General features: G+C 67.4%; 22 protein-coding genes and 1 pseudogene. 14 read left to right on the top strand and 9 right to left on the bottom strand.

Annotated features, from left to right (window positions below; all coding sequences use genetic code 11):
- Positions 1 to 318 precede the first annotated feature (318 nt).
- From ACOGI5_RS12190 to ACOGI5_RS12180, 3 genes are all read left to right on the top strand, one after another.
- A complete protein-coding gene (locus ACOGI5_RS12190) occupies positions 319 to 1,104 on the top strand; it encodes a hypothetical protein (RefSeq protein WP_419864681.1) in 786 nt (261 codons plus the stop codon).
- Positions 1,105 to 1,205: 101 nt separating this feature from the next.
- Positions 1,206 to 1,757 (top strand): TIGR03086 family metal-binding protein, encoded by a 552-nt coding sequence (locus ACOGI5_RS12185; protein WP_419864680.1) that lies wholly within the window; start codon positions 1,206 to 1,208, stop codon positions 1,755 to 1,757.
- Positions 1,754 to 2,680, top strand: coding sequence for an MBL fold metallo-hydrolase (locus tag ACOGI5_RS12180; protein ID WP_419864679.1), 927 nt, complete (start codon positions 1,754 to 1,756; stop codon positions 2,678 to 2,680). Before ACOGI5_RS12185 ends, ACOGI5_RS12180 begins: the two co-directional genes overlap by 4 nt.
- Positions 2,681 to 2,790: 110 nt before the next feature.
- On the opposite strand, the gene ACOGI5_RS12175 is transcribed toward ACOGI5_RS12180, so the two are convergent.
- Entirely contained in the window at positions 2,791 to 4,242 is a 1,452-nt protein-coding gene (locus tag ACOGI5_RS12175; RefSeq protein WP_419864678.1) for an NAD(P)/FAD-dependent oxidoreductase, read from the bottom strand.
- 147 nt (positions 4,243 to 4,389) lie between these two features.
- Between ACOGI5_RS12175 and ACOGI5_RS12170 the strand changes: the two genes are divergently transcribed.
- Genes ACOGI5_RS12170 through ACOGI5_RS12145 form a run of 6 tightly spaced genes read left to right on the top strand, consistent with a single transcriptional unit; the run spans position 4,390 to position 10,261 of the window.
- A complete protein-coding gene (locus ACOGI5_RS12170; RefSeq protein ID WP_419864677.1) occupies positions 4,390 to 5,070 on the top strand; it encodes a GNAT family N-acetyltransferase in 681 nt (226 codons plus the stop codon).
- A 38-nt stretch (positions 5,071 to 5,108) separates the two neighbouring features.
- Positions 5,109 to 6,092 (top strand): agmatinase, encoded by a 984-nt coding sequence (speB, locus tag ACOGI5_RS12165; RefSeq protein ID WP_419865481.1) that lies wholly within the window; start codon positions 5,109 to 5,111, stop codon positions 6,090 to 6,092.
- Positions 6,089 to 7,267: an ABC transporter ATP-binding protein gene (locus ACOGI5_RS12160; RefSeq protein WP_419864676.1), complete on the top strand. Its 1,179-nt coding sequence runs from the start codon at positions 6,089 to 6,091 to the stop codon at positions 7,265 to 7,267. Before speB ends, ACOGI5_RS12160 begins: the two co-directional genes overlap by 4 nt.
- Positions 7,267 to 8,259, top strand: coding sequence for an ABC transporter permease (locus ACOGI5_RS12155; protein ID WP_419864675.1), 993 nt, complete (start codon positions 7,267 to 7,269; stop codon positions 8,257 to 8,259). Before ACOGI5_RS12160 ends, ACOGI5_RS12155 begins: the two co-directional genes overlap by 1 nt.
- The gene (locus ACOGI5_RS12150) at positions 8,256 to 9,092 is read left to right on the top strand and encodes an ABC transporter permease (protein WP_419864674.1); all 837 of its coding nucleotides are present in this window, start codon (positions 8,256 to 8,258) and stop codon (positions 9,090 to 9,092) included. Before ACOGI5_RS12155 ends, ACOGI5_RS12150 begins: the two co-directional genes overlap by 4 nt.
- Positions 9,093 to 9,121: 29 nt before the next feature.
- Positions 9,122 to 10,261: a polyamine ABC transporter substrate-binding protein gene (locus ACOGI5_RS12145; RefSeq protein WP_419864673.1), complete on the top strand. Its 1,140-nt coding sequence runs from the start codon at positions 9,122 to 9,124 to the stop codon at positions 10,259 to 10,261.
- A 27-nt stretch (positions 10,262 to 10,288) separates the two neighbouring features.
- On the opposite strand, the gene ACOGI5_RS12140 is transcribed toward ACOGI5_RS12145, so the two are convergent.
- From ACOGI5_RS12140 to ACOGI5_RS12125, 4 genes are all read right to left on the bottom strand, one after another.
- Complete coding sequence (locus ACOGI5_RS12140) at positions 10,289 to 11,527, bottom strand: acyl-CoA dehydrogenase family protein (RefSeq protein WP_419864672.1); 1,239 nt, start codon at positions 11,525 to 11,527, stop codon at positions 10,289 to 10,291.
- A 67-nt stretch (positions 11,528 to 11,594) separates the two neighbouring features.
- Complete coding sequence (locus tag ACOGI5_RS12135; protein ID WP_419864671.1) at positions 11,595 to 12,440, bottom strand: enoyl-CoA hydratase/isomerase family protein; 846 nt, start codon at positions 12,438 to 12,440, stop codon at positions 11,595 to 11,597.
- Positions 12,441 to 12,551: 111 nt separating this feature from the next.
- Positions 12,552 to 12,776: a translation initiation factor IF-1 gene (gene infA, locus ACOGI5_RS12130; protein WP_323672860.1), complete on the bottom strand. Its 225-nt coding sequence runs from the start codon at positions 12,774 to 12,776 to the stop codon at positions 12,552 to 12,554.
- Between the two features lie 136 nt (positions 12,777 to 12,912).
- A complete protein-coding gene (locus tag ACOGI5_RS12125) occupies positions 12,913 to 13,440 on the bottom strand; it encodes a flavin reductase family protein (RefSeq protein WP_419864670.1) in 528 nt (175 codons plus the stop codon).
- 147 nt (positions 13,441 to 13,587) lie between these two features.
- Between ACOGI5_RS12125 and ACOGI5_RS12120 the strand changes: the two genes are divergently transcribed.
- Together ACOGI5_RS12120 and ltaE are read left to right on the top strand one after the other, a co-directional pair.
- Positions 13,588 to 15,261, top strand: a complete 1,674-nt coding sequence (locus ACOGI5_RS12120; protein ID WP_419864669.1) for an N-acyl-D-amino-acid deacylase family protein — start codon at positions 13,588 to 13,590, stop codon at positions 15,259 to 15,261.
- 81 nt (positions 15,262 to 15,342) lie between these two features.
- A complete protein-coding gene (gene ltaE, locus ACOGI5_RS12115) occupies positions 15,343 to 16,347 on the top strand; it encodes a low-specificity L-threonine aldolase (protein ID WP_419864668.1) in 1,005 nt (334 codons plus the stop codon).
- Between the two features lie 157 nt (positions 16,348 to 16,504).
- Here ltaE and ACOGI5_RS12110 read toward each other — a convergent pair whose 3' ends face one another.
- Both ACOGI5_RS12110 and ACOGI5_RS12105 read right to left on the bottom strand, forming a co-directional pair.
- The gene (locus ACOGI5_RS12110) at positions 16,505 to 18,592 is read right to left on the bottom strand and encodes a flavin-containing monooxygenase (RefSeq protein ID WP_419864667.1); all 2,088 of its coding nucleotides are present in this window, start codon (positions 18,590 to 18,592) and stop codon (positions 16,505 to 16,507) included.
- 272 nt (positions 18,593 to 18,864) lie between these two features.
- Complete coding sequence (locus ACOGI5_RS12105) at positions 18,865 to 19,368, bottom strand: FABP family protein (protein ID WP_419864666.1); 504 nt, start codon at positions 19,366 to 19,368, stop codon at positions 18,865 to 18,867.
- A 63-nt stretch (positions 19,369 to 19,431) separates the two neighbouring features.
- Between ACOGI5_RS12105 and ACOGI5_RS12100 the strand changes: the two genes are divergently transcribed.
- Positions 19,432 to 19,782, top strand: coding sequence for a thioesterase family protein (locus ACOGI5_RS12100; protein WP_419864665.1), 351 nt, complete (start codon positions 19,432 to 19,434; stop codon positions 19,780 to 19,782).
- Positions 19,783 to 19,837: 55 nt separating this feature from the next.
- On the opposite strand, the pseudogene ACOGI5_RS12095 reads toward ACOGI5_RS12100, so the two are convergent.
- Positions 19,838 to 20,185, bottom strand: a pseudogene (locus tag ACOGI5_RS12095) (peroxiredoxin); the annotation flags it as partial.
- Between the two features lie 12 nt (positions 20,186 to 20,197).
- Positions 20,198 to 20,326 carry a hypothetical protein gene (locus tag ACOGI5_RS12090; RefSeq protein WP_419864664.1) on the bottom strand — a complete coding sequence of 43 codons (129 nt, stop codon included), beginning with the start codon at positions 20,324 to 20,326 and terminating at the stop codon, positions 20,198 to 20,200.
- Between the two features lie 129 nt (positions 20,327 to 20,455).
- Here ACOGI5_RS12090 and ACOGI5_RS12085 point away from each other — a divergent pair, with 129 nt between their 5' ends.
- Both ACOGI5_RS12085 and ACOGI5_RS12080 read left to right on the top strand, forming a co-directional pair.
- A complete protein-coding gene (locus ACOGI5_RS12085) occupies positions 20,456 to 21,589 on the top strand; it encodes an ergosterol biosynthesis protein (RefSeq protein ID WP_419864663.1) in 1,134 nt (377 codons plus the stop codon).
- A gap of 38 nt (positions 21,590 to 21,627) precedes the next feature.
- Positions 21,628 to 22,761 (top strand): DUF1295 domain-containing protein, encoded by a 1,134-nt coding sequence (locus tag ACOGI5_RS12080; RefSeq protein ID WP_419864662.1) that lies wholly within the window; start codon positions 21,628 to 21,630, stop codon positions 22,759 to 22,761.
- Positions 22,762 to 22,781: the final 20 nt, after the last annotated feature.

Below are 22,781 nucleotides of genomic sequence, written 5' to 3'. Positions count from 1 at the left end.
GAAGCTACTGCGAGGGTGCGACACGGCAGCCGGCCCAGTGCACGGTGTGCAGATTTCTCCACGCCAGGAGCCATGGCAATCCCTCGTGCGTGGATGACGGGACCAATGAGGGCCCGCGTACTGTTGTGATCTCGGCACACGAGGCTGCGCTGTTGAGGAACCCCGAGTTGGTGTCACAGATTGAGGCCGATCAGGCGGACCCATCGCGGGCTGTCCGCTCCGAAGGCAGACGTCCACGGAAGGCGTCTGAGACGTAGCCCCGAGTCATGGCGGCGAACACGCTGCGGCGGTGCGGCACAGCGTCCTAGGGTGACGCGCATGTGGATTCGTCTTCGTCAGATTGCCGTGACTACTGCCGACTTGGCCCAGACCTCGGCGGACATTCAGAGCGTTCTGGGCGTCGAGCCGTGCTTTACCGATCCCGGTGTCGGCATCTTCGGCCTCAAGAACGTGCTGTGGCCGGTGGGCACTCAGTTTCTCGAGTGCGTCACGCCAATCCAGCAAGACACAGCCGCCGGCCGGTATCAGCAGCGGCGCGGCGGGGACACCGGCTACATGGTCATCACCCAGGTCAGCGACGTTGCTGCACGCCGCGCCCATGTCGACGAGCTGGGCATCCGGATCGCATTCGAGATGAACTTCCCCGATGAAGGCCACGTCGGCATGCAGCTGCACCCGGCCGACACCGGCGGCGCATTCTTCGAGATGGACCAGATGACCGGGCCGACAGGCGACGAGGTCGGGGGCTCCTGGACGCCTGCGGGCTCCAACTGGGAGCCGTACGTCTGCACCGACCGGGTGAGCAGCATCGCCGCGGCCGAGTTGCAGAGCCCCGATCCGCAGCGGCTGGCCGAGCGCTGGAGCCAGATCGCGCAGATCGACCTGGGCACCGACAGCGACGGCCACCCCACGATCCAGCTCGACAACGCGACGCTGCGCTTTGTGCCTGAAGCCGACGGGCGCGGCGAGGGCCTCGGCGGCATCGATGTCGCGACCGTGGATCGTGAGGCGGTGCTCGCCGCGGCCCGCACGCGGGACTGCTACGTGAACGACAGCCAGGTGGCGCTGGCCGGCCTGCGGGTCAACCTCGTCGACGCGGGCTGACCCCGCCTCGCCGGCGCGAGTCGGCCTACCATCGGCATCCGCCGCAGATCGCCGCCCTGCCTCAAGCGGGAGGGCGCGACCACACAGGGAGGTTCTTGCCGATGAGCGAGATCGTTGACCAGTTCAAGCGCTCCGTCGCGCTCTTCGACTCGGTGGTGGCAAGCGTGCCCGACGACGCCTGGGGCAACGACACCCCGTGCGCCGACTGGAACGCAACCGAACTGCTGCGCCACCAGTGCGGTGTACTCGATGCGCTCGCCGGCATCGCCCGTACCGGCGAGGTGAGCATGCCCCAAATGGCCGACGACGCCGGCGATCCGGCGGCCCAGTGGCAAGCCACCCGCGACGGCGTGCTCGACGCAATAGACGGGGCCGACCTGTCCGCCGAAGACAAGTACTGGTTCGGACCGATGAGCTTCGAGAACTTCGTTGGCATGGTGCAGTGGGATCCGCTGACCCATGCATGGGACCTGGCCCAGTCCACCGGCAACCCCATCGACCTGCCTGACGACCTGTGCGAGGCCACCCTCGCACGGGTGCAAGCACTGGGCGACATTCCCCGGAAGTGGCGATTGATCACCGACGCGATCGATGTGCCCGACGATGCCCCGATGTCGCACCGCTACCTCGGCTACGTCGGGCGCCAGCCGTGAACGCCGGCGCTGAGAGCGAAGCCGGCCAGGCAGACGCCGGCAGCGAGCATGCCGAGCCGCAGCGCTGGCAGATCGGCGAGGTCACCATCACGTCGATCTCGGAAACCGCCACGCCCACATCGCCACGGTTCCTCTATGACGGGGTGAGCAAGGGCGGGGTGCTGGCCCGCGCAGAGGCCGCGCCCTGGCTGCGACCGCATTTCGTCAGCGACGACGGCTACCTGCTGCAGCGCATCCACACCTGCGTGATCTCTGCCGGAGAGCACCGCATCGCGGTGGACACCTGCGTCGGCAACGACAAGCAGCGTTCCAACCCCCTCTGGCATGAGCAGCAGGGCCCGTTCCTCGACGACATGACCGCAGCGGGCTTCCCGCCCGAGGCCATCACTCACGTGGTGTGCACCCACCTCCACGTCGACCACGTGGGCTGGAACACCTGCTTGAGCGCAGACGGCGAATGGGTGCCCACATTCCCCAACGCGGAGTACCTGTTCTGCGCTCCCGAATACGACTACTGGGCCAACCATGAGGACCTGTTCGGCGATGCGGTGTTCGAGGACTCCGTTGCGCCCATCGCCGCCGCGGACCGAGCCAACATGGTCGAGGCAGTCGACAGCATTTGCTCGGAGGTCTCGTTCCAGTCGACACCGGGCCACACACCGGGCCACCTGTCCGTGGTGATCCAAGACGGCGGCAAGCGGGCAATCATCACCGGCGACATGGCGCACACCCCGATGCAGCTCGCGGACCCCGATCTCAGCTCGATGTTCGACACCGACCCCGACGAGGCCCGCCGCACCCGCCACGAGGCCTTCGGCGACTGGGCCGACGGTGAGACGTTGGTAATCGGCACCCACTTCGGGGGACCCACCGCCGGCATCATGGTCCCCCACCAGGGCGCCTACCGCCTCGACTGCGACTGACGCGCCGCCAGTCTTCGCCATGGCCGCCACGGCTATGGGCTCGCGAGCGCTGCGTCGGCAGATTGAGCCGTGACGCAGCAGGCAGAGGCGGGACGGCTCGCTGAGGCCGCTCAGTGGCCGCCGCGCAGGAGCTTCGCGATCCCTGAGGCCACCCGCTCGCGACGATTCGTCCGCAGCTCTCGGTGGTCGGCCACGCCGAGCAGCGCGCGGCTGGCACGCACCCCCAGCCAGCGCAGCGGCTCGGGCTCCCACTGCCGGGAGCTGACGCCCACCCACGGCAAGCTCGTGCGCTCAGTAGCTCGCTCGCAGATCAGCTCGGCCATCGTGCGCCCCGCCAGATTGGACGCCGCAACGCCCTCCCCCACGTAGCCGCCCAGCACGCCCTCGCCCGTCCGCGGGTCGAAGCGGACACCGGGCAGCCAGTTGCGCGGGATGCCGAGCACGCCGCCCCAGCGGTGAGTGATGCGGGCATCGGCGACCTGCGGGAGCATGTCGGTGAGCACACGCCAGATTCGGCGATGCATCCCCATGTGGGACTCGGTTGACGGCACGATGCGCGAACCGAAGCTGTAGGGCACTCCCGTTGCGCCGAACGCGATCCGGTTGTCGGCGGTGCGCTGGCCGTAGGTGACCATGCGGCGGTCGTCGGCGAAGCTCGGACGATTGGCCAAGCCGATCTCGTCGAATGCTGCATCGGGCAGCGGCTCGGTGGCAATCATGCGCGAGTACACCGGCAGGATGTCCCGCCGCAGCCCGCGCAGATCCCGGGTATAGGCCTCAGTGGCGCGCACGATCACAGGTGCCCGGACCTCGCAGCGGCGACGGCTCATCGGCGAGCCGCGAGCACCCGCTGTGCCGATCTGCACGGCGCCGCCCTCGATGGCCGTGGCACGAGTCTGCTCGTAGACCTCCACACCGGAGGCTTTGACCGCGCAGGCGAGCCCCGTCACGAGCTTCGCCGGATCAACCACTGCGGATGGCCCCAGCAACAAGCCGCTGCGTACCTCAGTGGCGTTGAGCTGATCGCGGGCCTCCTCCGCGTCGAGCAGGCGCAGCTCGTCCTCGGTCAACCCGATCTGGCGGGCTTCGGCGATCTCGGCAGCCTGCCGTTCGGCCTGCGGAGCAGTACGCGCCACCCGGATCGTGCCGCCCCTGGCGTAATCGCAATCGATCCCCTCGGCTTGGGTGACGCGCCCGATCTCGTCCACCGCGTCGAAGACGGCTCGCACCAAACGGAGCGACTCGGTCGGACTGGCGCGCCGCGCGTAGTCATCGAAGGAACCCGCCAGCTCCCCTACTGCCCAGCCACCGTTGCGTCCCGAGGCTCCGAAACCGCAGTAGTGGCGCTCCAGCACGGCCACACGCAGCGACGGCTCGAGCCGGCGCAGGTAGTACGCGGTCCACAGGCCGCTGAACCCGCCGCCGACGATGGCGACATCGACGTCGAGGTCGCCCTCGACTGCGGGCCGCGGCGCGATGGGCGGTTCCAGCCGGTCGATCCACAGCGGCGTCGTTGATGCCGTCTCCAGCGACCATGGATCGGAGTCGACGGCGGCAGCCATGTCGCGGACGCTAGTGGTGCGCCTGGCCGCCGATGGGCGCACCAGCCATGCTGTGGCAGATGTGGCTGCGACCGGCCGCTCCGCGGCCCAGCAGTAATGTCTCGCGCGGCAGCTGGGCGTCGCATGCGCCCGTCCGGGGGGTCTGCAATGCGTGAGATCGACGCCGTGTCAGTCGGCGAGCGCTCGGGCCTGCGATACGCCCGCATTCTCCCGGAGTGGGCCGCCGAGCTGGAGGCGTTGGAGCTGGCCTCGCATCCCACGGCCGATCGCAATGATCTCTATGACGCCCAAGGCTTCGAGCAACTGGCGCACGACTTCGCCGAGGGCTGCTTCGCCGGTTTCGACGGCGACGAGCTGGTGGCCATGGGGGTCGGCATTCGCTGCGATTTCGACATGGCGAACCCGATTCACACCATCGCCGACCTCGTCCCCGAAGACCACAGCAGCAGCGGGCATGTCCCCAACGGCCGCTGGTACTACGGCACCAGCATTGCCACCCGGCTCTCCCACCGCCGCCGCGGCATCGGTGCCGAGCTCTACGTGCTGCGCAAGCAGGTCTGCATCGACCTCGGGCTGGACGGGATCGTGGCCGGCGGCGTCATCCCCGGCTACGCCGACCACAAAGCTGACATGACCGCCGACGAGTACATCGCCGAGGTACGGGAAGGCCGGCTGTACGACCGGACCCTGAGCTTTCAGATCGAGAACGGGTTCGAGGCAGTGTGCGGCCTGCCGAACTACATCGCCGATCCGGCCACGGACAGCTGGGCGGCGCTGATCGTGTGGCGTAACCCTGAGCTGCGCGGCCCCTCGGAAGACGGCGCGTGAGCGACAGCGCCGAACCCGCGACGGGCGGCGGGGGCCTGATCGCCGGCTCCGGCGCTGAAGCTCTCGGCGACCAGGCATTCCGCTCGGAGGACCTGCACGGTCGCAAGCCCGAGATGACCTACGGCGGCGCGCTGTCGTTCCTGCGGCGCCGCTACACCCGCGACATCGCCGATGCCGACATCGTCGTGTCGGGCATCCCGTTCGACATGGCGACGTCGAACCGGCCCGGCGCACGCCTGGGCCCCCGCGCCATCCGGGCGGCGTCAACAGGCCTCGCCGAGCTCGACGCCTACCCCTTCGGCTTCGACCCGTTCGCCTACCTCGCCGTGGTCGACTACGGCGATTGCTTCATCGACTACGGCCATCCCACCGAGGCCGTAGAGCGAATCGAAGCCCACTGCGCCGAGATCCTCGCCCACGATGCCCAGATGGTGACCTTCGGCGGCGACCACTTCGTCACCTACCCGATCCTGCGTGCCCACGCGGCCAAGCACGGCCCGCTGGCGCTCATCCACTTCGACGCACACCCCGACACGTGGCCCGACGACGAGGGTCGCCTGGACCACGGCTCGATGTTCCTGCGAGCGCTGCAGGAGGGCATCATCGACCCGTCGGCATCGGTCCAGATCGGCATCCGCACCCACAACGACGACGACTACGGATTCACTGTGCTGGGCGCGCCCTGGGTGCACCGCAACGGGCCCGCGGCAGTGCTCGAGGTCGTGCGTGAGCAGGTCGCGGACCGGCGGGCGTACGTGACCTTCGACATCGACTGCCTCGACCCTGCCTTCGCACCCGGCACGGGCACCCCGGTGGCAGGCGGGCTGACCACGGCACAAGCACTGGAGATCGTGCGCGGCCTCGCGCCCTTCGACATCGTCGGCATGGACGTGGTGGAGGTCGCCCCGGCCTACGACGTCTCTGAGATCACGGCGTTGGCGGCCGCCACCCTCGCCCACGACTTCATCTGCACGCAGGCCGTGCGGGCTGGCGCGCCGGCCAGCCCTCTCGGGCTCACATGAGCGGCGACGGCGCGGTGACCGGGCCGGCAGCCGAACGCGATGACGGAGAGGCGCACGGGCCGGCCGCTGAAGGCCGCACCGGCGTGCCGGCCGTGGAGATGCATGGCATCTCGAAACGCTTCGGCGATGTGGTGGCCGTCGACGAGGTCGATTTGGAGATCGGCGACGGCGAATTCTTCGCCCTGCTGGGGCCATCGGGCTGCGGCAAGACCACCACGCTGCGCATGATCGCCGGCCTGGACATCCCGAGCGAGGGAAGGCTGGCGATCTTCGGCGAGGAAGTCGCCTCGTGGCCGCCCGACCGCCGACCGGTCAACACCGTCTTCCAGGCCTATGCGCTGTTCCCCCACATGACGGTCGCCCAGAACATCGCCTTCGGCCTGCAGATGCGCGGCATCCGGGGCGCTGAGGCCGACCGGCAGGTTGCCGAGGCAACAGCGCTGGTGCGCCTGGAAGGCATGGAGCAGCGCAGGCCCTCGCAGCTCTCAGGCGGCCAGCAGCAGCGTGTCGCCCTGGCCCGAGCGCTCGTGAACCATCCCAAGGTGCTGCTGCTGGACGAGCCGCTGGGTGCACTCGACCTGAAGCTGCGCCAGGAGATGCAAACCGAGCTCAAGGCGCTCCAGCGCGAGGTCGGCATCACCTTCATCTTCGTGACGCACGACCAAGAGGAAGCCTTGGCCATGAGCGACCGGGTGGGCGTGATGTCCGATGGGCGCCTCCTGCAGGTGGGGACACCGACGCAGGTGTACGAGCACCCTGCGAACCGCTTCGTGGCCGACTTCATCGGGCGGACGAACCTGCTCGAAGGCGTCGTGGAGGGCCCCACGGCGATGCGCCTCGACTCCGGCGCGGTCGTCGCCGTCGAGACCGACTTGGCCGCGGGAACTCCGGCGGCGCTCAGCGTGCGGCCCGAGCAGGTGCGACTGCACGGCCGCGGCGAGGCACCCGACGGCGCACCGAGCCTCGGCGGGGTGATCCTCGACGCCACCTATCTCGGTCACGCGTTCGTCTACACGGTCGCGATCGGCCCAGCCGCTGGTGCCGGCACGACGAGCGGCGGCGAGCGAACGGCCACGATCACGGCGAGGGCAGAAACCGGGTCCGCAGCGCTCGCCGCCGGCGAACCCGTCTCAGTCGCCTGGTCGCCTGCGACGACGACGGTGGTCACGGACTGATGCCGTCGCTGCGCCGCGTCAAGCCTGCGGCGGCGCAGCAGACCGCTGCTGGACCCGACGAGCCAGCATCGAAGACGCCGACCGGGCCCGATGCAATGGCGCCGGATTCGCTCACCCCCGCCGAACGCAGCGCACAGCGCAGGGCCCGGCGCACCGGCACGCTCATCGCCACACCCGGTGCGCTGTACCTGCTCATCTTCTTCATGGTCCCCCTTGGGCTCATCACCGTGTACTCGTTCGCGACCCGCACGTCCACCGGCCGCACCTCCCTGAGCGGGTGGAACCTGGACTCCTACGAGCGCATTGCCGACGACGTCATCCTGGGCATCATCGCCCGCTCTGCGTGGCTGGCCTTCCTCACCACGGTGCTGTGCCTCGTCGTGGCGTACCCCTTCGCTTACTACCTGGCCACCCGTCCACCCCGCCTACGCGCAAGGCTGCTCGTGCTGGTGATGATCCCGTTCTGGACCAACGGGCTCGTGCGGGTGTTCGCCATCCGCTTCCTGCTCGGCTCGAACGGCCCCGCCTCTGCGCTCAGCGAAGCCATGGGCTTCGGCACATTCCGCATCCTGTTCACGCCCACGGCCGTGGTGCTGGGCATGGTGTACGGCTTCTTGACCTTCATGGTGCTGCCGCTGTATGTGGCGCTCGAGCGAATGGATTGGCGCCTGGTGGAGGCCGCCCGCGATCTGTATGCCAGCGGGGCGAAGGCCTTCTGGAAGGTGACGGTGCCCCTCACCCGGTCGGGCATCGTGGCGGGCTGCGTGCTGGTGTTCGTGCCCAGCTTCGGCTCGTACGTGGTGCCGGAGATCCTGGGCGGGGCCAAGACGCTGCTCATCGGCTCGTACGTGGCCCGCCAGTTCCAGGCGGCGCGCAACTGGCCGCTCGGTGCATCGCTGAGCGTGCTCATCATCGTGGCAATGCTCGTTGCAGTGGCCGTCAATCAGCGCAACTCGGCCAATGCCGAACGCACCGGGGCCAGTGCGCCATGAGCAGCCTCGGCACTGCCGGCACCAAGGCCTCGGCGAGGCGCCTGCTGAAGGCGAACGCCTGGTTCGTGTTCGCATTCCTGTACGTGCCGATCGTCGTGCTCGTGATCTTCTCGTTCAACGACTCGGAGCGAGTAAATGTGTGGCAGGGCCTCTCGCCGCGCTGGTACGGCGAAGCACTCGGCAACACGCAGATCATCAGCGCGCTGCGGGTGTCGCTGATCGTCGCCATCAGCTCCACGATCGTCGCCACGGTGCTCGGCACCGCAGTGGCGCTCGCCCTCGACCGCTACCGCTTCAAGGGCCGCCGGGCGCTGGACGGCACCGTGTACCTGCCCATCGTCATCCCCGACATCACGATGGCCGTCATGTTGCTGGTCTTCTTCGCCGAGGCGTTCAAGCTCATCGACACCTTCGGGCCACGGCTCACCCTGGGCGTCACCACGGTTGCGCTGAGCCACATCGCGTTCAACATCTCGTTCGTCGCGGTGGTGGTGCGCGCACGGCTGGATCAATTCGATCGCACCCTCGAAGAGGCGGCACGTGATCTGTATGCCACGCCATGGCGTACGTTCAGAAGGGTGACGCTGCCGCTGATCGCACCGGGAATTGCCGCGGGCGCGCTGCTGGCGCTGGCACTGTCGCTCGACGACGTCGTCATCTCCGCCTTCACCGCCGGCCCGGGTGCCACGACGCTGCCGGTGTACGTGTTCAGCACCATCCGCCAGGGCGTGACACCGGAGCTGAACGCCATCTCCACGCTGATGCTGGCCGCCTCGATCACGCTGGTCGTGGCCTCGCTGGCCCTGCAGCGTCCGAGGAGCACGACACCATGAATTCGACTATCTCGACAAGGGGAGAAACAATGTCCATCACATCTCAGACCAGGGGGCGGCTGCGCCGGTACCGATGGCTCGCGCTCGCAGCCACGGCGGCGCTGCTCGTGGCTGCATGCGGCGGCGGGGGCAGCGACAACGCCGCCGATGACTGCGAACCCGGCGAGACCGACGGCGACCTGGCCTTCTACAACTGGGCCGACTACATGGACGAGGAGCTGCTGTTGGCCTTCGAGGAGGAGACCGGCGTCAGCATCGACTACACGGTCTACGAGTCGAACGAGCAGATGCTCAGCCAGGTCGAGTCCGAGGCGGCCATCTACGACTTGGTTGTGCCGTCGGACTACATGGTGGCGCTGATGATCGAAGAGGAACTGCTGCTGCCGCTCAACTACGACGCGCTCCCGAACGTCGCCAACCTCGACGACGCGTGGGACAACCCGCCATTCGACCCCGAGCACCAGTATCACGTGGCGTACCAGTGGGGCACCACCGGCATCGGCATGACCTACGACGCGCTCGATGCGATCGGAGGCGAATCGTCGTGGGCGGTCATCTTCGATGCCGACACCGCAGCGCAGGTGCCCGGAGGCATCTCGATGCTCGACGACGCTCCCGAGGCCGTGTCGGCGGCGCTCAAGTACTTGGGTTACAGCATCACCGAGACCATCGAGTCAGGCAACGAGGACGCGATCCGCGAGGCGGGAGCGCTGCTGAAGGCCACCAACGACCGACTGGTCAAGTACGACTCGGTGACCTACGGCGACGACCTGGTCAACGGCGAGGTCGACGTCGCCCACGGCTGGAGCGGCGGCTTCGCGCAGGCGTTCTTCGAGACCGACGCGTATGAGACGCACGTGTACACGATCCCGGTCGAGGGCGGTGTTCGCTGGGTGGACACCATGGCCATCCCGCACAACGCCGACAACGTGTGCTCGGCCCACGCCATGATCAATTTCCTGCTCGATGCCGAGAACGGCGCAGCGCTCACCAACTACACGTACTACGGCAGCCCGAACGAGGCCGCGACGCCGTACATCCTGGACGAGATCCTGGAGGACCCGGGCATCTACCCGCCGCCGGACGTGTACGAGCGGCTGGAGCTGATCCCCCAGATGGGCGACCTGGGCCTGATCGTGCAGGACATGCTGACCGAGGCCAAGAGCTGACGATGTGACTCGCTGGGTGGGCGTGCCTCAGTTGCGGGGCACGTCCACCCAGGGCACGTCCTTGTCGATGCGGGGCTCGCCCGGCAGGCCGAGCACCTGCTCGCCCAGGATGTTGCGCATGATCTCCGACGTGCCGCCCTCGATGGAGTTGGCACGCACCCGCAGGAAGCCGTGCTGGACCGCGCCGTCGGAGCCGTCTACCGACAGGTCGCCGGGACGGCGGAACGTGTAGTCGTATCCGACGAGGCCGTCAGCGCCCATCATGTCGACAGCGCAGGTCATGAGCGCCTGGTTGAGCTCGGCGAACGCCAGCTTGGCGATCGACATCTCGGGCCCAGGATTGCCCATGCGCCGGTTGGCTCCCGCTCGCATGTTCGTGAGCCGCAGCACCTCGGCGCGGGTCCACAGCTGCGTCAGGCGGTCCTTGGTGACGTCGTCGCGTTCAGCCTCGTCCCGCTGCTCCCACAGCTTCACCAGCACCGAGATAGGTCCGGTGCCCCGCTTGGGCGGGCCCGCGCCGCCTGCTCCGATGGCGTTGCGCTCATTCATGAGGGTTGTCAGCGATACCCGCCAGCCGTCGCCGACGTCGCCGATGCGATGGGCATCAGGCACACGCGCGTCGGTCATGTAGACCTCGTTGAACTCGGCCTCGCCGGTGATCTGGCGCAGCGGGCGCACCTCCACGCCCGGGGACTTCATGTCGAGCGCGAAGTAGGTGAGCCCGCGGTGCTTGGGCACCTCAGGATTGGTGCGGGTCACCAGCATCCCGAAGTCGCCGAGGTGGGCCAGCGTGTTCCAGACTTTCTGGCCGTTCACCACCCACTCGTCGCCGTCGGCAACCGCCCTGGTCGCCAGACCGGCGAAGTCGCTGCCTGCACCGGGCTCGCTGAACAGCTGGCACCACAGCTCCTCGCCGGTGAACATCGGCCGCAGGAAACGCTGCTTGACCTCTTCGCTGCCGTGGGTGTGGATGGTCGGTCCGGCCAGGTGCATGAAGAACGTGACCGGCTTCGTGGGCCGGGCACCGGCCACTCGCAGCCGCTCCTCCACCCGGCGCTGCAGCTTCGGACTGACGCCCAAGCCGCCATGGCCCTCGTCGAAATGCACCCACGCCAAGCCGGCGTCGAACTGGGCGCCGCGGAACTCGGTGTAGCTCAGCTGCTTTGGGTCGTGCGAAGCCAGCAGTCCGTCCATGGCTGCGTCAACCAGCGAAGCAGCGGGATCGACGGCCTCATCGGTCGCCGGTGCGTCAAGCGTGTCGGTCATGGCGCCAGTCTGCCAGCAGTGCGCAGCGCTCAGCGCTGCGCACCATCAGACCCAGCGTGATGATCGGTCAGTAGCGGTTGCCGGGGAACGATGGGTCGGTCTTGGCCAGAAACGCCTCTGCACCATGGGCCATGTTCTGGGGAATGAGCACCGCCTGGTGCCCCATCTCGACATCAAGCTGATCTGAGAGGTCCCGCTGCATCGCACCGTCGATGGCGGATCGGATCCGCGCCATGGCTGCCGGCGAGCTGCGCCGGAGCACGTCGACCACCTGGGCCACGGCGCCATCGAGCTCGGCGTCATCAACCGTCTGCCATACCAGGCCCCATTCGGCGGCCTGATCGGCGGTCACCCGCTCGCCCAACAGAGACATGCCCAGCGCCCGCGCACGGCCGACCCGCATCGGGAGCTGCCAGGTCGTGCCCAAGTCCGGGACGATGCCCAGCCGCGGGCCGAACGTCGCTACGAAGAACGCCGACCGGGCAGCAATCGCGACATCGCATGACAGCGCCAGACCGATGCCGCCGCCTGCGGTGACCCCGTTGATTCGGGCGACGGTCGGCACCGGGCACTCGGCCACGGCGCGGATGGCCGGATGGAACGCGTTGTCCATCGAGTCGGTGGTGGCCTCGCCGGCTGCTGCAGCATCGAACCCTTCGGCGTCTCCGGCGGCGGCGTTGCGCAGATCCGCGCCCGAGCAGAACCCTCGTCCGGCGCCCGTCAGCACAACCGCCCGAATGTTCTCGTCGGCCGCCACCATGGCGAATGCCTCGGTGATGTCGTTCATGAACTCGTCGTTCATCGAGTTCAGCGTCTCGGGGCGGTTGAGCGTGACCGTTGCCACGTCGCCCGCGGTATCCCGCTCGACGCTGTACGCGACCGTCCCGTTCGACGGCTGTGCCGTGCTGCTCATGTCAGTTCCCCTCGCGGATTCGCGCCACCGCTACGGCGGCTGCATGCGGAGCGTAGAACGCCGCGCGGACCGGATGCAGCGCTGGCGAACCGGTCGCCGATGCGCGCGGGGCTACTTGTAGCGGTAGGTGATGCGCCCGCGGCTGAGGTCGTATGCCGAGACTTCCACCTGCACCCGGTCGCCAGGAAGGATCCGGATGTGGTGCTTGCGCATCTTGCCGCTCAGGTGCCCGAGCACCTCGTGACCGTTGTCGAGCTCGATGCGGAAGTGTCCGCCCTTGAGCGCTTCGACGGTCTTTCCTTCGAGCAAGATGGCGTCGTCTTTGACTTTCGGCACGTGGTATCCCTGATCGGCGGGCAGGAGTGGGACTCCACCCCGGTGGAGTCCGCAAGGCATTCCATGGTAGCCGAGCGGCCTTTGAACCGTCAGCGAGACATCCGTTTGTACCCGTCGGAAGTCGGTTCAAGCGGATTCAGTGGCGCTTGACGCCGCCGTATTTCATGCGGGTGTCAGACATGGAGGCGAGCCGAACGTCGTCGTTGTTGATGCCGGCCGCGACCAATTCGCCCATGAACAGCGTGTGGGTGCCCAGGTTCACGCTGTGCCGCACTTCGCAGTCCATCCAGGCAGCCGAATCGACGAACACGGGCGCGCCAGTGGCGGCCTCGTACACCGGCCAGCCGTTGAGGGTGCCGCTGCCGGTGCCATCATCGACGGCTTCGTAGGCCGCTGGCTTGGAGAACTTGACGAACGGCCGGGTGTTCTCGGCGTCCCACAGGTTCACCGTGAACGAGCCCCCGTCGGTGATCAGCCGGTGGGTGACAGCGGTGTTCTCGACGCCGATGCCGATGATGACGGGCTCCATCGAGAGCTGCGTGATCCAGCTCGTCGTCATGGCATTGCGCTCGTCGCCGGCTCTCGATCCCACCAGCGCAAGCGCATTGGGGATCTTCCACGTCACCCGGTTCACCAGCTCGTCGGGCAGGCTCGTCTCGCTCATGGCTGCACCCTAGGCAGACGGAAGTCCCTGCCGGCACCGGTGCACTCAGGGACCGATGCAGGGGGCGCGACTAGCGTGTTCTTCCAGCCTCGGGCAGACCAGCCCGGGGGTGTGCAGCGCGTACGCAGCAGGCATGGGGTGAGCGGCATGGCATATGACCTGAAGATCACGGGCGGGACGATCATCGACGGGACGGGAGCGCCCCGCTACGTCGGCGATGTGGGCATCTCCGACGGCAAGGTCGTGGCGCTCGGCACGGCACCCGCCGACGCCGCCGAGACCATCGACGCCACGGGGCGCATCGTGTGCCCTGGCTTCGTCGACATCCACACCCACTACGACGCCCAGATCATGTGGGACCGGCTGGTGAGCTGCTCGCCCTGGCACGGCGTGACCACCATCGTGATGGGGAACTGCGGCTTCTCGGTGGCGCCCACGCGGCCCGAGCACCGTGACCTCATCATGCGCACGCTCGAGAACGTCGAGGGCATGAGCGTCGACGCGCTGCGAGCCGGTCTGGGCGACTGGGGATTCGAGACGTTCCCCGAGTATCTCGATGCGCTCGAGTCGAACGGTGCGGCGGTCAACATGGCGGCGCTCATCGGCCACACCGCGGCACGCATGTACGTCATGGGCGAAGAGGCCACCGAGCGCGAAGGCACGCCCGAAGAGATCGCCGCCCAGCGAGACCTCGTGGCGGAGGCGCTGCGGGCCGGCGCGCTCGGATTCGCGACCTCCAAGGCGGCCACCCATGTGGGCTACGAAGGGCGTCCGGTCCCCAGCCGGGCCGCGACCACCGACGAGATCGTCGAGATCGCCCAGGCGCTCGGCGACGCGGGCGGCGTCATGCAGGCCACCGTCGGACGGGGCCTCAGCCACGACGAGTTCGCTCGCATCGCCGAGACCACGGGAGCGCATGTGAGTTGGACCGCGTTGCTGGGCTCGGCCCGCGGACCGGGCAGTCACCGTGCCGAGCTGGAGCGGGCTCGCGAGATCGCCGATCGGGGCCTGCCGGTGTTCCCCCAGGTGGCCGTGCAGCCGATCCAGTTCGAGATGAGCTGGAAGGCGCCGTTCATCTACGAGGCGCTGCGCTGCTTCACCCCGGTGTCCCAGAGCGACCTGGAAGGCCGCAAGCAGTACTACGCCGACCCGGACTGGCGTGCCGAGTTCAAGGAGAAGGCCGGCACCGGCGGCAAGATCGGCGACCGCTGGGCACGCACCGAAGTCAGCTGGCTGCCCATCCGCCCCGAGCTCGAGGGCCACAACGTCCAGGAGCTGGCCGACGAGGCCGGCCAGGACCCGGTGGACTGGGTGCTCGATGTGGCGCTCGAAGCCGACTTGGACATGCGCATCGTCCAGGACGTGATCAACCACGACCCCGACGACATCGACGAGCTGCTGCACCACCCGACCACGGTGATCGGGCTTTCCGATGCCGGGGCGCACGCCAGCCAGCTCTGCGACGCCAAGTACTCCACGGAGTTCCTGCAGACCTTCGTGCGAGGCCGGCAGAGCTTCGACCTCGAGACGGCCATTCACATGCTCACCCAGCGGCCGGCCGAAGTGTTCGGCATCACCGACCGGGGAACGCTGGCCGACGGCAAGCCTGCCGACGTCGTGGTGTTCGACGCCGACGAGATCGGCCACCTGGGCAAGCGCCGGGTGTACGACCTGCCCGCCGGGGCCGATCGGCTGATCTCCGATGCGAAGGGCATCGACGCGGTGGTCGTGAACGGCACCGTGATCCGCCGGGACGGCGCCGATGCGGTCGACCCGCACGGTCCGCTTCCCGGCAAGCTGCTGCGCAACGGCAAGGGCTGATCACCGGCTGCTGCTGCCGGCACACGCGCGGTACCCGTCGCCGGTGTGGTGACCGGCAGAACGCATGGCAGGCTTGCGCCCGTGATCGACCTGCGCTCAGACACTGTCTCCAAGCCGACGCCGGAGATGCGCGCCGCCATGGCTGCAGCCGAAGTCGGCGATGACGTCTGGGGCGACGATCCCACGGTCAACGAGCTGGAGCACTGCACCGCCGAACTGCTTGGCAAGACCGCGGCGCTGTACGTACCCAGCGGCACCCAGTCCAACCTGTGCGGGCTGCTGGCGCACTGCGAACGAGGCGACGAGTACATCGTGGGCCATCACGCCCACACCTACATGTACGAGGGCGGCGGCGCAGCAGTGCTGGGCAGCATCCAGCCCCAGCCCGTGCCCACCGACGAGACCGGCATGGTCGACCTCGAAGCGGCTGAAGAGGCAGTGAAGCCCGACAACAGCCACTTCGCCCGCACCAAGCTGTTGTGCCTCGAGAACACCATCGACGGCAAGGTGCTGACGACCCAGCAGCACCAAGCTGCGCGTGACTTCGCCGATCGTCACGGGCTTGGGCTGCACCTCGACGGCGCCCGGCTGTGGAACGCCGCAGTATCGCTGGGCTTGTCCCCCGCCGAGGTCGCCGCGCCATTCGACACTGTTTCGGTGTGCCTGTCCAAGGGCCTCGGCGCCCCGGTGGGTTCAGTGCTGTGCGGCACTGAGGAACTGGTCTCAGCGGCTCGACGCTGGCGCAAGGTGCTCGGGGGCGGCATGCGTCAGGCCGGAATCATCGCCGCGGGTGGCCTGTATGCCCTGCAGCATCACATCGACCGGTTGGCCGACGATCACGCCAACGCTGCGCGCCTCGCGGCCGGTCTCGACGCCGTCGAGGGCATCACCGTCACCGGGTGCAACACCAACATGGTGTTCTCGCAGCTCGACCAGAACGATCCGACACTCGGCAAACGTGTCGAGGGTCGCGGCGTGCTGGCCGACTGGCGTTTCGGCCGCTCGCGCATGGTGGTGCATCTCGACGTCTCCGAAGCCGATGTCGACAAAGCGATCGAGGCGATTGCCGCCGAACTCGCGTCCTAATTCCGGCCCTCATGACATGGACGATTGCTACGATGCACTGTCAGAGGGCGGGGACCGTCGCCAGAGTGGACGATTTTGGCATTTCGACGGCCCCGCCCCTCTGCTGAACGTAGCCGTGCGTCTTAGTGTGACCCCATTGAATTTCGACTGACTTCAATCAGTCGGCGACGAGTTCGCGGTCGGCAGCTCGGGGTTCGCAGACGTAGTCGTCGAGGTCGGCTTCTTTGGTCATGTCGAAGTAGTCGACGTTGCGCCACGGCGAGTTGACCACGATGCGGCCGGCCTCGTTGCGGTAGTAGCTGGTCATGCCCGGATGGGTCCACACCATGTGTTCGTGCGCTTCGTCGACCCGGCCGCGGTATGCATCATGCACGTCCCGGCGCACCTCCACCGAGCCGAGGCCTTCGGCGCACATCTTGGCGATCATGTCCATCACGTAGCGCACCTGCATCTCCACCACGAAGATCAGGCTGCCGCCGTGTCCGGGCTGCAAGTTGGGTCCGTACAGCGTGAAGAAATTGGGAAAGTCCGGGGTGACCGTGCCCAAGTAGGCGCTGGCGTCGTCATCGCCCCACGACTCGCGCAGGCTGCGGCCCGAGCGACCAGTTGCCTCGTAGGTGGTGATGAACCGCAGCACGTCGAAGCCGGTGGCCAGCACCAGCACGTCGGCTTCCCGTTCGGTGCCGTCCGCAGTGCGGATCGTCTGGCCGGAGATCTCGGCGATCGGGTTGTCGACCAACTCCACATTGGGGTTGCGCAGCATCCGGTACCAGCCATTGTCCATCAACATGCGTTTGCCGAATGGCGGGTAGGTGGGCAGCACCCGGTCTGCCAGCTCGTCGGCCCGGTCGCCCAGTTCGTCGATCACGTACCGGGTGAAGTAGGCGCGGTGGGCGTCGTTCTGCGCGTTGAGGGAGCGCTTAGGGTGCTCCCAGTCGGGGTCCTTCTGCAGGGCCGTGTGGATGCGGTCGTTGAACGTCCAGCCCAAGCGCACCCGGTACCAGGCCCGGTACAGCGGCACCGCTTCGAACAGGGTTCGCATGGCGTCGGGCACCGGCTTGCGGAACTGCTCGAAAGGCGCTGCCCAATGGTTGGAGCGCTGGTAGATCGTGAGCGACTCCACGTCGTTCTGGATCTCGGGGGCAGTCTGCATGCAGCTCGCCCCGTTGCCCACAATCGCCACCCGCTTGCCGCTGACATCGGCGCCGGCGGGCCAGCGCGACGTGTGCCAGGTCTCGCCGCTCCAGGTCTCCAGACCGTCGATGTTGGGGCGGATCGGCGGGTTGAAGATGCCGGCGGCGCTGATGACGACGTTCGCTTCGATGATCTCGGCGGGCCCGTCGGCGCCCTGTGCATGGCCGTTCGCGCCGGGAGCGGTCGCCGCTCCGTCGTCCCGCCGCCGCAGTCCGGTCTCGTCGGGTGTGGCGCTCAGCCCCAGCCGTCCGGTCTCCCAGCGACCTTCATTGTCAGCCACATGGCGCACCTCGGCCCGCCAGACCTGACGCTCGGCGTCGTAGCTGATGCGCTCCACTGACGTGTTGAAGCGGATTCCGTCGCGCACATCGAAATCGTCCGCCACCTTCTCGAGGTAGCCGTGCAGCTCGTCGCGCAAGCAGAAGTACATCTTCCAGTCGTGCGGCGCGAACGAGTACGAGTAGAGGTGGTTCGGCGTGTCGACGCCGGCACCCGGGTAGCGGTTCTCCCACCACACGCCGCCCACCGTGCCGTTGCGCTCGACCATCTCGAAGGGCACGCCGGCCTGCTTCAGGTTGATGGCAGCGCACAGCCCCGAGGCGCCGGCGCCGATCACCAGCACCTTGAAGCCGGCAGGGACATCGATGGCGTCGTGATCCAGGAACTTGGCGAGGCCGAGCTGGGCGGCGGTGAAGGCGCCGTACTCATCGGGCACATGCTCGCCCATCGCCGTGCTGAGCATGCGCACGATCAGTGCGTCATCGGGCTCGGGAATCGCCATCGGGCGGCCGTCGCGCCATGCCGCGATGGCCTCGAGGGCGGCGTCGCGCACCTCCTGCTGATGGGAAGGTGCGAGACCGCCGGTGTCGTTGTCCCCCAAGCCGGGCTGGCGCTGGGGGCGATACGGCTCGTCCAGCCAGTGAAGCTCGCCGGTCATCTGGACCAGCACCATCAGCAGCGTCGGGATGTTGGCCACGGCAACTGCGGCAGCGAGCGTTTCATCGTCCACGTCGGGCCGGCCGGCGGCCGTCGGCGCACCGTACTCAGCCACACCTGCGCCGTTCGATGCGCTTGCCCCGTTGGATCCACTCGTCTGCGACAGCTGCGACATCGCTCCCCCTCTGCCCTTCGAGGATGCGCAAGCGGTGAGCCGTCCGTCGCGCTGCCTCTCGCTTCCCGCTCTTGTTCGCTCCGCTCACGGGCCGCTCGGGCCACGGCTTCGCCTGCCGGCTCAGCCTCTTGCAGCCAGCGTAGGGCGTCGCAGCCGGTCGAACCCGGTGTGCAGGCGGCCTCCGAAGTGTGCTGCGCGCCGATCCGGTGGCGTCAGGCCTGCAGGGTCAGTTCGCCTCGAAGATGGTGCAGCAGTTCGCCGTGCCCCACGGCGGCCATCCACAGCTCGGAGACCAGCGTGGGACCCTCGCCGGAACCCAGCCCGACGATGCTCAGCTCCCGTCGCACCGAGGTGACCTCCTTGGCGGTGGGGCTCAGCCCCACGTGCTCGCTTTCCAGCTCGATCGCCAGGCCGTCGGCGGTGGTGCGCACCATCCCGAGGCAGATCTCGGTGACGCCCGACGGCTGTGCCAGCGAGAGCTCGATCTGGCCGTCGCCCACCGCCCGCAGGTAGCCCGCCTCCGAGTGGAGCGGCTCGCCGGTGACGGCGTTGCGAGTGCGCTGGATCATCGACACGAACGGCTTGCCCACGTGGCCGAACGTCAGCTCCTCGGTATAGGAGAAGTCGTCGATGGTCGGGTACTGGCCTGTGCCGCCGCCCTGCCAGGTTCCCAGCAGCGGGGCGAGGGGCACACAGTTCGGGTGCAGCTCTGCCATTCCCGCAAGCTAGTAGGCGGACTCTGCGGCCAAGCCCGAGCGCAACCTCTAGGGTCTGCCGCCATGAGCGCAGCCTTAGAGGTCGGATTCGGTGTCAGCGAGACACACCGGGTCACCGACGAGATGTCACCGCCGCACCTGCCCAACAAGGTGCTGTCCACCCCTGACATGGTCCGGCTCATCGAGGGCACGTGTCTGTTCGGCGTCCAACCGCACCTCGAGGAGAACCAAACCACCGTGGGGATCCACATCTGCGTGAGTCACCAAGCCGCGGTGTCCTCAGGCGAGGAGGTGGTGGTGTCGGGCGAGATCAGCGAGATCGACCGCCGCCGCCTCGTTTTCGACATCAAGGTCACCCACGGCGACACGCTCATCTCCGAGGGCACACACCAGCGGTTCATCGTGGGCGGGTAACCGCCCAGCAAGAGACACGTAGGCGGGTAACCGCCCAGCGATCAGCACGGGGCGGCTAGCCCTGCCGCTCCCGCATCTGCTGCACGAATCGGATGATGCGCATGGTGTCGAGTGCAGTGAACCGACCGATGGGCCCGGTCGAGTAGCACGCCTGGGCCACCTTGCCACTTGGGGACAGGATGAACCCGGTGGCGTGCAGGATGCCTCGCGCCTCCTCGGTGTAGGCACCGGTGAGCGACGACACCTCGGCCATGTCAGCGCTGTGCAGCATCTTCACCGTGCGCAGCTGCAAGCCGTCTGACAGCCGCTGCGTGGTCTCTTTGTCGTCCACGGAGAGCGCCACAACGCTGGCGCCCAGCGTCTTGAGCAGCGAGCCGGCGCCGTCGAAGTCAACCAACTGTTGACGGCAGTACGGTCACCAGTGGCCCCGGTACACCAGCACCACGCCCCAGCCGTCGCCGAAGACGTCGGGGATCGTGACCTGCTCATCGTCGAGGTCGCTCAGGGTGAGCTCAGGGAACTTGTCTCCGCTGTCGAGCTTCATCGGTTGCCGCACCTTTCTGCCATTGCCGCAGGACACTACCGTCGAATGCTCCGTCGAGTCCCTCCGCTGCACACCGCTGAAGGCAATACTGGCGGTCGGCGCATGCATTCGTGAAAAGGGGTGTTGCTCATGATCGACTGGCTCGGCATCGACCATCTGTTCAAGCTGACTGCCGGCGAGGCGGTGCTGGGTTTCCTCACACCGCTGTTCGTCTGCGCCTTCGTCTTCGTGGCGCACATGATCCTGCCTGCCCGGCGCGTGACGGGCTACGCCACCAACCGTGAGACAGGCGAGCCCCGCAGCTACCGGCTCAACGGCATCCTGGTGTTCGTCCTGGCGCACATCATCTGGGCGTTCGAGCTGTTCGGCCTGCCGCGGGAGTGGTTCTACGAGTCGACCATGTACGCGATCGCCGGCGGCGTGATCATCGCCGCCATCGCGACCGTCTTCGTGGTGTTCACCCAGCCCCCCGGCGAGCACAAGAACCCGCTCAAGGCGTTCTATCTCGGCCGCGCACAAGAGCTGCAGTTCTTCAACAACCGCTTCGACCTCAAGATGTACTTCTACATCGTCGGCGGCACGATGCTGTCGCTCAACGCCTGGTCGGGACTCGCATGGCATGTCGACTTCGTCGATGACGTCAACCCCGGCCTGATCCTCTACGTCGCCATCAACTCCTTCTACGTCTTCGACTACTTCGTGTGGGAGCGGGTGCAGCTCTACACCTACGACCTCATCCACGAGAACGTCGGATTCAAGCTCGTCTGGGGCGGACCGTTCGTGTGGGGCTGGATGTTCGTGCTGCCGCTGTGGGGCTTGGCGAAACATCCCGACCCAGGCTGGGTCGGCGGCTGGATGTACTTCTGGCTGATCGGCAGCGCCGTGCTGTTCGTGGCGGGCTGGGTGATCTCACGTGGCTCCAACATGCAGAAGTACACCTTCAAGCGCTGGCCCGATCGCCCCTTCCTCGGCATCAAACCGGAGATCATCGTGGCCGGCGACCGCAAGATCCTCTGCAGCGGGTTCTGGGGGAAGGCGAGGCACTTCGGCTACTCCGGCGAAGCCCTCTACGGGCTGTCCAACGCGCTGGTGTTCGGGCACTTCACCAACCTGTGGGCCTGGAGCTACTTGATCCTCATCGTGACCTTCTTCGTGCCCCGCCAATTCGAAGACGACAAGGTCTGCGCCGAGAAATACGGCGAAGAGAAATGGGCCGAATACCAGGCCCGGGTGCCGTACCGGATCATCCCCGGCGTCTTCTAGCGGCAGCCGGCTGAGGGGTATCGGAAGGGAGGCCGCTGATGTTCGAGCGCCTCGGCATCGGGCACTTGGTCGAGCTGACCGCGGGCGAGGCGGTACTGGGATTTCTCACACCGCTGTTCGTGATGGCCGCATTCTTCGTGCTGCAGATGGTCATTCCCGGCAAGCGCGTCCCTGGATACGTCATCGACACCAAGACGGGCCAGCCCCGCAGCTACCGCCTCAACGGGCTGCTGGTGTTTCTCGTGGCACAGGTGCTGTGGTGGTTCGAGCTGACGGGCATGCCACGCGACTGGTTCTACCGTTCATCGCTCTACGCCGTCGCCGGCGGAACGGCCTTGGCCGTCATCATGACCCTGATTGCGGTGTTCAGCCAGCCCGAAGGCGAGGTCAAGAACAAGTTCCTGGCATGTTGGTTCGGCCGCGCCCAGGAGATGCAGTTCTTCAACAACCGCATCGATCTCAAGATGTACTTCTACGTGGTGGGCGGCACGATGCTGTCGCTCAACGCCTTCTCCGGCGCCGTCTGGCACTACGAGAACGTCGACAACCCGAATCCGGGCGCCTACCTCTTCGCAGCGTTCTTCACCCTCTACGTGTTCGACTACTTCGTGTTCGAGCGAGTGCAGCTCTACACGTTCGACATCATCTACGAGCGCCTCGGGTTCAAGATGTTCTGGGGCGGCCTGTTCGTCTACGGCTGGATGTTCATCATCCCGATGTGGGGCATGGCAGCGCACCCGGATCCGGGCCACTCAGGGGGCTGGCGCGCGCTCTGGCTGATCGGCGCACCGGCGCTGTACCTGGCGGGTTGGTGCATCAGCCGTGGTGCCAACATGCAGAAGTACACGTTCAAGCGATGGCCCGAGCGCACCTTTCTGGGCATCAAGCCCCAGATCATCGAAGCCGGCGAGCGCAAGATCCTCTGCAGCGGCTTCTGGGGCGCATCCCGCCATCCCAACTACATGGGCGAAGTGTTCTACGGGCTGGGCCTCGCCGTGGCCTGGGGCCACTTCGGCAACCTCTGGGCGTGGCTCTACCTGATCTATGTCTTCGCGCTGTTCAGCTACCGGCAGATGGACGACGACAAGCGCTGCGCGCAGAAGTACGGCCCCGAGAAATGGGCGGAGTACCGGGAGCGAGTCCCCTATCGCATCGTTCCCGGCATCTACTGACTCCGGCTTGCGAGCCGGTC

This window comes from Candidatus Poriferisodalis sp. (assembly GCF_965208925.1).
Classification (GTDB): Bacteria; Actinomycetota; Acidimicrobiia; order Acidimicrobiales; family Poriferisodalaceae; genus Poriferisodalis.
Note: the sequence above shows the minus strand (reverse complement) of the source record. Positions and strands in the feature narration are given on the sequence as shown.